We start from the raw sequence: 12780 nt of genomic DNA, 5'->3' as shown, positions 1-12780 counted from the left end.
AGCACTCTAGGACCCGGAGTTCGTCAGTGCACCGGAATTGTGGGGCGCGACCGACGCGGCGATGACGGCTAGCAGGACGGGTACGACGGCGGTCCAGCCGAGGGCGGCGAACGGAATGGTGCCGAGGGCAACGAGGCTGTAGACGGTGCGTCGTGAGGCCGACCGTCGCCAGGCGGCTGTGGCCAGCGCGACTGCGCTGAGTGCGCCGACCACCATGAGCAGTGCGGGGCCGCTGGCCACCATGAGGAGTTGGCACAGCGCCAGTACGGTCAGTAGAACCCGGGTCCAGTCCTGCCGCAGTGCAGTCACCGTTGCTCGCCAGCTTTCGATGGTCAGCAGGCCGGCGGTGGTCAGGAGGATGGCGGGTATGTACCAGAGTCGGCCTACCGTGGTGAGACAGAGCAGGCCCGGTCCGATCAAACCCAGGGCGCACAAGGCGCGGGACAGGACGGAGAGGCCTGGGTCGCGCTGGCGGAGGGCGGCCAGGCCGGCCAGTGCCGAAAGGGCCAGCGTGAGCAGGCCAAGTGCACCGGTGGCGAGCTTGTTGCCGGTCCACTCCGGGATGCCGTAGCCGGCCAGCGCCTGGACCAGTCCGGCAACCATGCCAAGAGCCGCCCCCGACAAACCGAGCCGAGTCGCGAGCCGCCTGCGGGTCATCGGGTCACCGTCCTGGCGGAGCGGCGGGGGGTTGGGCGGGCTTCGCGGAGTGGGTAGCCGACCCGGTAGGTCAGTAGTGGGCGTTCCCCGTCCGGCAGGAGCTTCGCGAATCTCGGGGCGAACGTGGCGACCGCGCCGGTCGTCGCCTCCCGGTCGATCCGTTCGGTGATCTGGTTCATGTGCTGCAACGCGATCCCCCGGCTCGTGGCGGCGAGATGGATGCGCTGCAGCAGCCGCCCGGCCTCCAGCTGGGTACGCCGGTCGTCGGGAGACGTCGACGTGATGACGCCGTACGCCGCTGCAGTCGCCGTGTGCACGGTGCGCGTCTGGTTCACCCAGAACTGGTCACCGTCGCTGCGCGAGGAGGCGGGTAGCAGTTTCGCGACACCGAGGAGCAGCGGGCTGAGTCCTTGGCCGTCGAGTATCAGACCGTCGCGGTGCCGTTGGATCTCGTCGTGGCTGTTGCGGAACCAGACGAACCCGTCGCGGGACTGCTGTTGGTCACGGGTGAGCGCCTCGGCCGCATCGACCAGGAGCTCGGACAGAGCCGCCTTCGGTGCGGGGTCGACGACCCAGTGCACGGTAGGCCCGTCAAGTCCGGAGGGGTCCACGAGCTTGGCCAGCGTCTCGGCCGGAACAGTCTGCGAGCTGTACGGACCCCGGTTCGTGTGCCGCCGGCCGATCGCGTCGTACAGCGGAGTCGCCTGCGCCTGACCAGAGCCGAGCTCGACGTGTGCCACGCGACCGGCCTCGTTGCCGTCTGGGAGCCAGGTGACCTGCGGCGCCAGGCCTCGAGCCATTCCGCCGAGTACGAGGTTCTCCACCGCACAGCCGAGGCCGACGTACTGCTCGCGACGCAACGGGTCGACCGCCCCGGTCCCACGTGCCTCGTCGACGAATACGTCGATGCTGCGGGGGCCGAGTGCGAAGTACCACGGCTGGGTGTTGTGCGGGCTGGCGGCGAGTACGGCGCACGCCACGGCTCCGAGCGGACCGGGCAACTGGCGCCATTGGGTCCATGGGTCGAACGCCGGCCCGCTCCCCGGGTTGAGGGCCGCGGTGTCGTACACCCGGTAGCTGAGGGCACCTGTGCCGGCCACCAAGACAGTGGCTCCGCCCAAGCCCATCGTGCGGAGCAGACGGCGGCGCGACCAGCGCGGCGGCCCGTCCAGATGTCCGGTCGCAACAGGGACCGGTTCCTGGTCGTGTGTGGTTGTCATACCCCGCAGGCTCGTCCCGGCTCGGGTGTCGCCGCACCACCCCGCGACGCAAACCACCCGGGGTGGACCTGTGTGCAGGGTGGTGTCCACCTACCCTTCGAGCGGCGACATTGACTCCATGAATCCAGAACCAACACTCAGTGGGGTCGAGGTCACGCTGTTCGGTCCCTTGGCAGCGTCAGTACTCCGCCTGCTCGACCAGCGCTACGACAACGTGACCGCCGTCGACGCTCCCAGCGCCGGCACCGTCGTCACCATCGCCGACATCGACCAGGCCGGCGAGCGGGCCGTACTCAACCTCCTGTGGGACACCGGCCACCAGGTGCGCTCCGTCCGGCGACAGTCACAGTGACCCTGGACCGGGTCAGATGATGCCCAGACGCCTTGCCGCTCGGACGGCGTCCGCACGGCTGGCGACGTCCAGCTTGCGGTAAAGGCTCTTGTTGTAGGCCTTGACCGTGTTGATCGAGAGGAACAGGGCGGCGCCGATCTCGCGTTGTGTCGCCGTCCCGGGCAGCATGCGCAGGATCGACAGCTCGCGATCGGTCAGCTCCTCGAACAGGACGCCGGTTGCCGCCTTCGCCGCCTGGCGGCCGATTCGAGTCTCGGCCTCCTGCAGCCAGGTCCGGACGAACGGCGCCACCGCATCGTTGTCGGCCACCTCTCGAGCGCGCACCAGCGCAGCGTTCGCCGCGGCGCGGTGGCCTGCGCCGACCTCGACGTCAGCGAGGAAGACGAACCCGAGCACCAGGAGCATCGGCCGGGCGGTGAGTTCGGCCAGCGCCTGGCCCCGGACCAACTGCTCCCGAGCGCGCACCAGGTCGCCACGCTGGTAGGTGCGCCGGGCCTCGACGATGCGTACCAGCGTCACCACGTGCGCGGCGGCCGCCGGCCCCCAGTCGCGTTCCGTTTGGTCGGCGATGGCGCCGGCCTGCGCGAGGAGACTGTCGAGCTCCTGCTCGCGCCCGACGCCCAGGAGACAGAGGCTCAGCTGGCCGGCCACCTGCAAGACTCGCTCGGTCGACCAGGGGAATTGGTCCCGCCGACGCCAGCAGTCGGCCAGCAGCCGGGCTCCTTCGTCGAACCGAGCGTCGAGCCCGTACGCGCGTCCCAGAGCAGCCTGCGCGTCGGGGTTCTCGGCGTACCCAGCGGCCGTCTCCAGCGCGACCGCCTCCTCGCACAGCCGCACCGCGAGCGCCGGCTGGGACTCCGGCGTACCGAGAACTCCCCGCAGTGCAAGGATTCCGGCACGGGGGCTGCGCCAGTAGGTGATGACGGTGTCTGCGTCCAGCTTCCGCTCGGCGAGGTCGAGCCAGTGGACGACCTGGTCTCGTCGTCCGGTGAGATCGGCCGCGTAGGCCAGGTACACCGCCAGCTGGGAGCGGACCGCATGCTCCGGTAGTTGTTCTCCGAGCGCCAGGTAGGTGGCATGCCAGCCACGCTGCAGAAACCACCCGATCTGTCCGGCCAGCATGCGCTCGGCGTCCGCAAGGTCTCCGGCCCGGAGCAGATGCCGTACGGCGTCGTCGATCCGGCCATGCTCTTCGAACCAGCGGGCGGCCCGGCGTAGGACCTTACTCTCGTCCGAGTGCGCCTCCGGGGTACGGAGGAGCGCGTCACGCAGCAGTCGGTGGCAGCGGTACCACTCGCGGGTGTGGTCGAGTGCGACCACGAACAGGTCTGCCGCCTCGAGTTCGGCCAGCACTGCGGCCGAGCCGTCGACTCCAAGAGCGCTGTCGCACAAGGGTCCTGACAGGAGCTCCAGTGGCGCGGCCCGGACCAGGAGTTCGCGCTGCTGCGGGGCGAGTGCAGGGAACACCTCGTCGGTGAAGTAGTCGAACAGGTGCCGGTCGTCACCGAGCACAGGCCCGGCTCCATTGCCCCGGACGGCGAGCGCGGCCAACTGGAGGCCGGCGGCCCACCCCTCCGTCCGCTCCCACACCGCTGCAGCCGTATGGGCGTCCACCTCAGTCTCCGACACCGTGGACACCAGCGTCGCCGACTCGTCGAGGGAGAACCGGAGATCGTCGGCGCGCAGTTCGTTGAGCTCGCCGCGAACGCGCATCCGGGCCAGCGGGAGCGGCGGGTCCATCCGGCTTGCGATGACGATCCGCAGCGTCGGCGGCAGGTACGCCAGAAGGAACTCCAGGCTCTCGTGGACGTCCTGGTGCGAGATGACGTGGTAGTCGTCCAGTACCAGCACATGCGGCGTAGACGTCGCAGCCAGCTCGTTGAGCAGAAGGGGCAATGCGTGAGCCATCGGTCCGTCACTCGACGCCGGCAGTGCGTCCAACGCCGCTGAGGTGATCTGGTCGCTGACTCCGCGCAGGGCGGTCAGTGCGTAGCTCCAGAACCGGACCGGCTCGTCGTCGCTCTCGTCGAGCGATACCCACGCGATGCGCGTGCCATCAGCACCCGATACCCAGCGGCTCAGCAGGCTGGTCTTGCCCCACCCGGCTGGCGCCACGACCAGCGTCAGCTTCGTCGCGAGGTCGAGGCGCTTCTCCAGCCTGCCGCGCGCGACCGCTCCGGCGCGTACCGGCGGGGCGGTCTGCTTCACGCTCAGCAGCGGCCTCTGCAGCGGGTCCGCGACCATGGCGCCCCCTCCCGGTCCGTGCGCCCAGTTTGGCACCCCGGGTGGTTCTGGCCCATGGGTGCTGCGCGGCTACCCGGGCGCGCCGGACGGTGAGCCACATGAAAACTCTTCTGCCAGGTATCCGGTTCCTCACCGGGTTCACCGTTCTGTACGTCGTCCTGGCCGCGCTCGCCGAGTTCGATTCGGGCACCCGGTACGGCGTGGCGATCTTCGCCGCCGTACTGCTCGTCGCCGTCGTCGTCGAGCGGCTGTTCGGGCGTGCGTGGCCCGGCGTACTTCAAAGAGTCGGACTCGGCCGGCCGAACGCCAGAGCCCTAGTGCTGGCCGTCGGCATCGCGGTGCTGATCCAGGCGGTCTATCCGATCGTCACGGCGGCCACCGGCGCCTCGTTCGCACTCAAGCCCGGGTGGCCGTGGCTGCTGGTCAGCATCTTCGCGTTCCACGGGCTCGCCGAGGAGTTGGTGTGGCGAGGCTACGCCTTCCGCCGGTTGCGCAACGGCCGGTCGTTCCGGGCAGCCGTGCTCGCGAGCATGCCACTCGTGGCCGCAACCCACATCCCGGTGATCGCCTCGTCCGGGGTCACGGTCGGCGTGGCGGCGATGCTCGTCGCCGCTGTCACCTCGTTGCCTCTGGCCCACCTGTACGAACTGGGCCGCAGGACGGTGTGGGCGGCGGCCGTGGTGCACACCGCGATCGACAGCTTCAAGCTCGCGATCGTTCCCGAGGACGAGCGGCTGACCTTCTCGCTCGCACTGGCCGGCATCAGCCTCACCGTCCCGCTACTGGCGCTCATCGTCCGCCGACCCACGCTTCCACCCAGCCGCCGGCAACTGGCGGTCGCACAGCCCACCGCATCGCCTGCCGCATCGCCCACGACCTCGCCCACGACCTCGCCCACGACCTCGCCCAGGAGGAGGCCATGACCGACATCCAGTCCAGCCAGCACGGCACATCCGCAACTCCCGCAGCCAAACCCGAACGGATCTCCGCCGTCGTCATGGCCCTGCTGGCGACCGGCTTCTCCGTATGGGTCCTGGCGACTCTGCCGATCCAGGCCGCGCTCATCCTCACCGTCGCGTCGGTTGTCGCGTGGGTCGCTTGGATGCGCACGACGTACGCCTATCCGGTCAGGACCCGCAAGGTCATAGCCGTCTACCTGTGCGCGATCGCCTTCCAGTTCATCCACATGTCCGAGGAGTACACCGGCGGCTTCCCCCACGAGATCGTCGACTTGTTCAACTCCTCCCGCGACTGGACCGAGAAGTCCTTCCTACTCACCTTCGTCTTCGGCTTCGGAGCGATCTGGGTACTCGCCGCGGCCGGGGCCCTCTACCAGCTCCGCATCGCCAACTACCTCCTGTGGTTCTACGCGCTAGGCGCCGGCCTGATCAACGCGATCTCCCACTTCGTCTTCCCCATCCTCAAAGGCGGCTACTTCCCCGGCCTCTACACCGCCACCGGCCACCTCATCATGAGCGCCCTCCTCATCCACCTCCTGATCAAGGAATCCCACCGCCTCCGCACCCGCGCCACAGGCCATCCGGACGACGACTCAGACGGCGTCCAAAACGCCTTGAACTAAAGCCCTGCAAGACCGTCCAATACGAACGGCTAGCCGACCGAGCAGGTCACCAGCGCGAGCGCCGAGCAGGTCACCAGCGCAGGCGCCGAGCAGCAGCAGGCCGGCCACCGACCACCACGGCGTCAGCCGCAGCAGACCCTCGACCACCCACCGCGCTCACGCCTCACCAGGAGCACACGAGGGTGAAGCCCCGCACAGAAGCCAGCCCTCAAGTCGGCGAAGCCGGCCAACAAACCAGCCGCGCCGCAGGCGCGCCCTCTGCCCGCCACGACAGCTGTCCACCGACGGCGCAAGCGCCTCACCACGGTCCGCGCCCCGACGAAGCCGGCCAATAAGCCAGCCACGCGAAGGTGCGCCGCGTCCTCTCCACGCCCCTGCCCTACCCAGTCCCCCGCCGACGATCCAGGCGCCACACAACCATCTGCGCGCCGGCGGAGCCGGCCAACAAAACAGCCGCGCCGAAGGCGCGTCCTTTGCCCGCCGCCACACTTGTCCGCCGACGGCGCAACCGTCTCGCCACGGTCCGCGCCCTGGCGAAGCCGACCGATAAACAGCCGCGCCGAAGGCGCGTCCTTTACCCGCCACCACAGTTGCCCGCCGACCGCGTGAGCACCTCGCCGCTCCCGCGCTCCAGCCGGCGGAGCCGGCCAACAAGACAGCCGCGCCGAAGGCGTGCCCTTTGCCTGTCACCACATTTGTCCGCCGAGCACGTCAACAGCTCGACACGGTCCGGGCACGCCGGCGGAGCCGGCCAACAAAACAGCCGCGCCGAAGGCGCGTCCTTTACCCGCCACCACAGTTGCCCGCCGACCGCGTGAGCACCTCGCCGCCCCCGCGCTCCAGCCGGCGAAGCCGGCCAACAAGACAGCCGCGCCGAAGGCGTGTCCTTTGGGGGGCGTGCGGGCTAGCTGCCGAGTTCTCGGAGGGTTTCTCGGAGGGCTTCGTAGCGGGCGGGGCCCAGGCGGGTCGACCAGATTTCTTCTACGCGTTCGATGGCGGCTTCGCTGTAGGCGGCTGCTTCGTCGCCCTTGGGAGTACGCCGGACCAGGCGTACGCGGCGGTCGGTGCGGAGGCGGTCGGATTCGACGTACCCGAGGCTCTGGAGGTAGTCGACGTGCTGGCCGAGCCCTTGTTTGGTCATGACCGCGACCTCGGCCAGATCCGTGATGCGGGCGCCGTCGGGCGGGATCATCTCGAGGAGGCGGTAGTGCGACACCCGTAGGCCGGGGTAGAGGTCCTCCGAGGCGGCCAGGATCTCCTCCCGGATGCGCTTCAGGGCGGCTCCGAGCAGGCCGGCGATGTGCCCGGACCACGGTCCCTGCAGCCGGTCCGAAACGTCGTTGACGGAAGTCATAAAGCCACTTTACTATGCCGTTAGTAAGGTGGCTTTACTTCCTTGGGGGGAATCATGATCACCGCACTCGAACCGCTCGGGCGAGATGCCCTGCCGGACGACGACTTCACCGCCCTGGTCCGCTCGATCACGGGCGATCCACAGGCCGTGCCCGCCGACGTACGGGTCGAGCCGGTCGACTACCCGATCGGCACACCGAGCACCGAGTCGCTCAACCGGGTTTTCGGCACCGCAAACGGGATCGAGTGGTCCTGCTTCGTGAAGAAGTTCCAGTCGGTCCGGCACTGGCCGATGATCGACATGCTTCCCGAGGAGTTCCGGGCCCTCTTCATTCACAACCTCCCCTGGCAGCTCGAGATCGCCGTCCACCGCAGCGACATCGCCAGCCTCCTCCCCGAGGGCATGCGCCTCCCGAAGACGTACCGGATCGACGTGTACGACGACGATCGCGCCACGCTGTGGATGGAGAACGTCGTCCAGGAGTGGGGTCCCTGGCCGATCGACCGGTTCGAGCGCGCGGCGTACCTCCTGGGCCGGCTCTCCGCGCGCCGCCAGCCGCACATGGTCGAGCCGTTCCTCCCCCGCGAGCACGTGACCACGCCGGGCATCGGACTGCGCTTCTACGCCCAGGGCCGGGTAAGCCAGGGCACACTGCCCGCGCTGGCGGACCCGCAGACCTGGAAGCACCCACTGCTGAGCGCTGCGGTCTGCAACGTCGGCGACCACGCTCTCAAGGACGATCTGCTCGACCTGGGCGAGCGCATCCCCGCAGTACTCGATGCGCTCGAGGCCCTACCGCAGTGCTACCAGCACGGCGACGCCAGCCCGCAGAACCTCCTGGTACCGCATGACAAGCCGGAGGAGTTCGTGGTGATCGACTGGGGCTTCGACTGCCCGCAGGCGGTCGGGTTCGACCTGGGACAGCTGCTGATCGGACTGGCCCACGCCGGCGAGCTGGCGCCGGAGGCGTTGCCGATGGTGCACAAGGTCATCCTCAAGTCATTCCAGGAGGGCCTCAAAGTCGAGGGGATGCAGGTGTCCGAGGACGAGGTCCTGTACGGGTACCTGGGCTCGCTCCTCGTCCGCGCCGCGTTCACCGCGCTGCCGCTGGAGCTGTTCGGCAAGACCGACGCCTCGCCCGACCTGTTCGTACAGCGAGTCCAGCTCACCCGTGCGATGGTCGACCTGGTCTCGCCGGTTATCTGAACATTTCAGTCGTGTCACAGCTGCAACGAACGCCCCGCCGACGTGTATCCATAGTGCGTGACGAACCTGAGCAGATACACAGCAGTGGCCGCCCTGGCAGGACTCGTCGTGTTGAGCGGATGCGGCAGCGAGTCCGGCGCGGGGAGCACGCCCACGACCAGCAACACGCCGTCACCGACCATGCCGTCGGTCACGCAGTCCACGCCTGTCGGCGCTGGTCTGCCCTTGACAGTCAGTCGCACCGGCGGGTTCGCAGGTTTCGACGACCAGGTGCTGATCAGCCCTGACGGCGTCGCCACCGTGAGCTCGCGCGGTAAGGAAACGATCCGCTGCAAGCTCGCCCCGAGCCTGCTGACGACGATCAGACAGGCCTCTCAGCAGGTCGACTGGGCCAGCCTGGTCGCGACCAAGCCGACCACGAAGCACCCCGACGACATGATCCTCGCCGTCTCCGCGAACGGGAAGACCGCCCGGATCGAGGACCCGAAGGTCAAGCCGCTGGCGGCCCCGGTGAACGCACTGCTCACCGAAGCCGCCATCCCACCAGGCAAGCTCTGCACGAAGATCTAGCTCGCGGTCACCGCCACATCGTCGATCACGAAGCTCGTCTGCAACGACGAGTCCTCCTGGCCGACGAACTTCACCGTGACCGTCTTTCCCTTGTACGGCGAGAGATCGAGCGTCTTCTGCACGTACGACGTGCTCTTGTTCAGGTTCGAGTACGTCGCCAGCGTGGTCGTCGTGGAGCCGTTCACGACCTGCACCTTGACCGTGTCGTAGACCGTCGACGACGTGGTCTCGGCGGAGTCGATCCGGATCCACAACGACAACGCGGCCGCGGCCGCCGATGACGGGATCGCCACCGCCTGACCGATGTTCTCGGTGCTGCTGCGGCCGTTCCCCTGCAGCCATGCCTTCCAGGTCCCGGTGCGGGCCGGGCGACCGGTGTTGCTGGTGATCACGCCGGTCGTCCCCGTCCAGTTCGCCGTACCGGACTCGAAGCCTGGGTTCTGCAGGAGGTTGTCACCGGTCGGTGGCGGCCCACCGGTGTAGTCCTTCTGTGCGTACGTCCAGATCATGTAGCCGATGGCATCGATCTGGCGATCGAGTGAGGTCAGGTCCAGGTTGCTGATCGTGTCGCAGGACCTGTGGTAGCACGCGTCGAACGCCTGGTTCGCCGTACCACCCCACTTCGCCGCCTGCGCCGACGACTTGATCTCCTCGGCGCCGGAGAACGTCCCGGCCGTTGGGATCCCCAACGAACGGAACGCCGCATGGTCGGAGCGGCCCTGTACGTCGATGAACTCGGTCTGCACGCTCTTACTCGTGAAGTACGAGACGAGATCGTCACGGGCGCCGTTGCCGGCCGGGTTGTCGTCGTACACGAAGTACCCCGGGTTCGGCGACGCGATCATGTCGAAGTTCAGGTAGAGCTCGATCTTGTCCCGCTCGGCGGCGGGCAGGTTGTTCACGTAGTACTTCGAACCGAGCAGCCCGAGCTCCTCGGATCCCCAGAACCCGAACCGCAACCGGTTCCTGGGCGTCTGGCCGCCGGCAGCGTAAGCGAGGGCGGTTTCGAGTACGCCGGCGCTGCCTGAGCCGTTGTCGTTGATCCCCGGACCGGCGCTGACGCTGTCCAGGTGCGAGCCCGCCATCACGACATGGTTCGCGTCGCCGTGCGGCCACTCCGCGATCACGTTGTACGACGTACCCGCCGAGGTGCTGAACGATTGCAGAGTGGTGGTGTAGCCGGCCGCGTCCAGCTTGGCCTTCACATAGTCGGCCGAGGCCTTGTACCCCGGCCGGCCCGTGTACCGGTTGCCACCGTTGCTGGTGGCAATCGACTGGAGCTGGTCGAGGTGGGCCTTGGTGTTGGTGACCGAAATGTCCGGTGACTCCGCCGCGGTAGCGACGTTGCCGTGGGCAATCAGCGCGCCGGCAGCCAGTGTGGTGCCGAGCGCGGCGACGAGGAGCTTCTTCATGGACAGATCTCCTTCGGCCGAAGGGATCCGGGGCGCGGACCCGGGCGGTGGGTCCGCGCCCCGGACGTCGGTCAGCTCGCGGTCAGCGAGGTGTCGTCGATGACGAAGCTGGTCTGCGCGGAGGAGTCCTCCTGGCCGACGAACTTCACCGTGACGGTCTTGCCCTTGTACGCCGAGAGGTTCAGCGTCTTCTGCACGTACGACGTGTTCTTGTTCAGGTTCGAGTACGTCGCCAGCGTGGTCGCGGTCGAGCCGTCGACGACCTGTACCTTCACCGTGTCGTACACGGTCGAGGTGGTGGTCTCGGCGGTGTCGATCCGGATCCAGAACGACAGGCTCGCGGTCGTCGCCGACGCCGGGATCGCGACCGACTGGCCGACGTTCTCGGTGGTGGCGCGGCCGTTGCCCTGCAGCCACAGCTTCCAGCTACCGGTGCGCGCCGGGCGGCCGGTGTTGTTGGTGACCGGGCCGGACGTACCGGTCCAGTTCACCGCACCGGACTCGAAGCCCGGGTTCTGCAGCAGGTTGTCGCCGGTGGGCGGCGGCGTGGTGCCACCACCGCAGGCAGCCGAGCCGGCCGGGACCGCGATACCGCTGAACGCGGCCTCGATGCCCTTGCACTCCGCGGAGTCCGCGCCGTACAGCTCCTTGGCGGACGTGATCGCGCCCTCACGAGCGTCCTTGTAGGTGCTGCCCGAGCTGAGCTTGGTGCTCAGCGTGCGGTACCAGACCTTGGACGCGACATCGCGGCCGACACCGCTGAAGGTCGCGCCGTTGCAGGCGGTGCTGTTGTACGAGACACCGTTGATGACCTTGCTGCCGGTGCCCTCGGAGGCCAGGTAGAACCAGTGGTTCAGCGGGCCGGACGAGTAGTGCGGGTCGAGACCGCCGGTGCTGGTCGACCAGCAGTCCACGCTGGCACCGTCCTTCGACGGCTTGTCCATGTAGCGCAGCGGCGTACCGTCGCCGTTGATGTTGATCTTCTCGCCGATCAGGTAGTCGCCCGGGTCGCTCGAGTTGTTCGCGTACCACTCGACCATCGTGCCGAAGATGTCGCTGGTCGCCTCGTTCAGGCCGCCGGCGTCACCGGAGTAGTTCAGGTTGGCGGTCGCCTCGGTCACACCGTGGCTCATCTCGTGACCGGCCACGTCGATCGCGGTCAGCGGGTGGGTGTTGCTGATCCCGTCGCCGTACGTCATCTGGGTGCCGTCCCAGAACGCGTTCACGTACGAGCTGCCGTAGTGCACGCGCGAGCGGGCGCCCTGGCCGTTGTTGAAGATGCCGTTCCGGCCGTGGACGTTCTTGTAGTAGTCCCAGGTCAGCTGGGCGCCGTAGTGCGCGTCCACGCCGGCAGTCTGGCGGTTCGACGCCGCGCCGGTGCCCCAGGTGTCGTCGGGGTCGGTGAACGTGGTGCCGTTACCGGAGGTCGAGCCGTTCAGGTCGGTGGTGTAGTTGCCACCGCGGCTCGGGTCGGTCATCGAGAAGTTGCCGGACGATCCCGACGTACCGATGGTGACCGTGCCGGCGTACATCGAGTTGCCAGTGCCGGTCTTGACCTCGTCGTCCTGGTCGAGAACCGCGCCGGTCTTGGCGTCGATGAACGAGTGCAGCACCGACGGGGTCTGGTCGGGCTTCACACCGGTGGTGACGACCTCGTAGGCAAGCACGGGCTTGGTCGGCGTCACGAAGACGACGAGCTGACCCTTGTTGCCGGAGGCCTTGAACTTCGCTGCCTGTGCGCCCTTCGCAAGAGCAGCCGACTGGGACAGGGTCGGCTTGGTGGCGACTTCGACGGCCTTCGCGCCGCGGTTGTAGGTGACCTGACCGATCGACTCGCCCTTGCGCTTGACGATCAGATCACCGCCGACGACCTTCAGGCCGTTGAACGTGCGGTCGTAGCGGACGTATTCGGTGCCGTCGGCATCCTTCACCACGTCGCGAACCTTGAGCTGCTCGCCACTGCCGAGACCGAGTGCTGCGGCCGTCTGCGCGGTCAGCGCCTGCTCGGCCTGGACGGCGGCGGGTTGGTTGAACCCGGACGCCGGAAGCGGAACCACCCGGTCGGCGGCACCCGCGGTCGAAGCGGTGAACGTCGTGGCAAGACCCGCTGCCGCGACGATGGCCACCGCCCCTGCTGATGTCAGTCGTCTCAAGACAACATCTCCTCACGGTGTGGTCGCTGT

12 protein-coding genes are annotated in these 12780 nt (G+C 68.2%); 5 read left to right on the top strand and 7 right to left on the bottom strand.

What is annotated here, in order from left to right; genetic code table 11:
• Positions 1-6 precede the first annotated feature (6 nt).
• Both ACFWUU_RS23335 and ACFWUU_RS23330 read right to left on the bottom strand, forming a co-directional pair.
• A complete protein-coding gene (locus ACFWUU_RS23335) occupies positions 7-657 on the bottom strand; it encodes a hypothetical protein (RefSeq protein WP_380178101.1) in 651 nt (216 codons plus the stop codon).
• Positions 654-1877, bottom strand: coding sequence for an Acg family FMN-binding oxidoreductase (locus tag ACFWUU_RS23330; protein ID WP_380178099.1), 1224 nt, complete (start codon positions 1875-1877; stop codon positions 654-656). Before ACFWUU_RS23330 ends, ACFWUU_RS23335 begins: the two co-directional genes overlap by 4 nt.
• 118 nt (positions 1878-1995) lie before the next feature.
• Here ACFWUU_RS23330 and ACFWUU_RS23325 point away from each other — a divergent pair, with 118 nt between their 5' ends.
• Positions 1996-2229, top strand: coding sequence for a hypothetical protein (locus ACFWUU_RS23325; protein WP_380178098.1), 234 nt, complete (start codon positions 1996-1998; stop codon positions 2227-2229).
• Positions 2230-2241: 12 nt separating this feature from the next.
• On the opposite strand, the gene ACFWUU_RS23320 is transcribed toward ACFWUU_RS23325, so the two are convergent.
• Entirely contained in the window at positions 2242-4473 is a 2232-nt protein-coding gene (locus ACFWUU_RS23320; protein ID WP_380178096.1) for a LuxR C-terminal-related transcriptional regulator, read from the bottom strand.
• A gap of 98 nt (positions 4474-4571) precedes the next feature.
• Here ACFWUU_RS23320 and ACFWUU_RS23315 point away from each other — a divergent pair, with 98 nt between their 5' ends.
• Together ACFWUU_RS23315 and ACFWUU_RS23310 are read left to right on the top strand one after the other, a co-directional pair.
• Positions 4572-5396, top strand: coding sequence for a CPBP family intramembrane glutamic endopeptidase (locus ACFWUU_RS23315; RefSeq protein WP_380178094.1), 825 nt, complete (start codon positions 4572-4574; stop codon positions 5394-5396).
• The gene (locus tag ACFWUU_RS23310; protein WP_380178092.1) at positions 5393-6055 is read left to right on the top strand and encodes an HXXEE domain-containing protein; all 663 of its coding nucleotides are present in this window, start codon (positions 5393-5395) and stop codon (positions 6053-6055) included. Before ACFWUU_RS23315 ends, ACFWUU_RS23310 begins: the two co-directional genes overlap by 4 nt.
• A gap of 904 nt (positions 6056-6959) precedes the next feature.
• Here ACFWUU_RS23310 and ACFWUU_RS23305 read toward each other — a convergent pair.
• Positions 6960-7409, bottom strand: coding sequence for a MarR family winged helix-turn-helix transcriptional regulator (locus tag ACFWUU_RS23305; RefSeq protein ID WP_137258415.1), 450 nt, complete (start codon positions 7407-7409; stop codon positions 6960-6962).
• A gap of 54 nt (positions 7410-7463) precedes the next feature.
• On the opposite strand from ACFWUU_RS23305, the gene ACFWUU_RS23300 reads away from it, so the two are divergent.
• Positions 7464-8615, top strand: coding sequence for a phosphotransferase (locus ACFWUU_RS23300; RefSeq protein ID WP_380178090.1), 1152 nt, complete (start codon positions 7464-7466; stop codon positions 8613-8615).
• Between the two features lie 14 nt (positions 8616-8629).
• Here the strand turns inward: ACFWUU_RS23300 and ACFWUU_RS23295 are convergent, their stop codons facing one another.
• Positions 8630-8809 (bottom strand): hypothetical protein, encoded by a 180-nt coding sequence (locus ACFWUU_RS23295; RefSeq protein ID WP_380178088.1) that lies wholly within the window; start codon positions 8807-8809, stop codon positions 8630-8632.
• 31 nt (positions 8810-8840) lie between these two features.
• On the opposite strand from ACFWUU_RS23295, the gene ACFWUU_RS23290 reads away from it, so the two are divergent.
• Entirely contained in the window at positions 8841-9185 is a 345-nt protein-coding gene (locus ACFWUU_RS23290) for a hypothetical protein (RefSeq protein ID WP_380178086.1), read from the top strand.
• Here the strand turns inward: ACFWUU_RS23290 and ACFWUU_RS23285 are convergent.
• Both ACFWUU_RS23285 and ACFWUU_RS23280 read right to left on the bottom strand, forming a co-directional pair.
• Entirely contained in the window at positions 9182-10597 is a 1416-nt protein-coding gene (locus ACFWUU_RS23285; protein WP_380178084.1) for a M28 family metallopeptidase, read from the bottom strand. The genes ACFWUU_RS23290 and ACFWUU_RS23285 overlap by 4 nt on opposite strands.
• A 71-nt stretch (positions 10598-10668) precedes the next feature.
• Entirely contained in the window at positions 10669-12723 is a 2055-nt protein-coding gene (locus ACFWUU_RS23280) for a M4 family metallopeptidase (protein ID WP_380178082.1), read from the bottom strand.
• Positions 12724-12780: the final 57 nt, after the last annotated feature.

Origin of the sequence: Kribbella sp. NPDC058693 (genome assembly GCF_042715335.1) — a bacterium.
Lineage (GTDB): Bacteria > Actinomycetota > Actinomycetes > Propionibacteriales > Kribbellaceae > Kribbella > Kribbella jiaozuonensis.
This window is presented reverse-complemented; position numbering and strand designations above follow the sequence as displayed.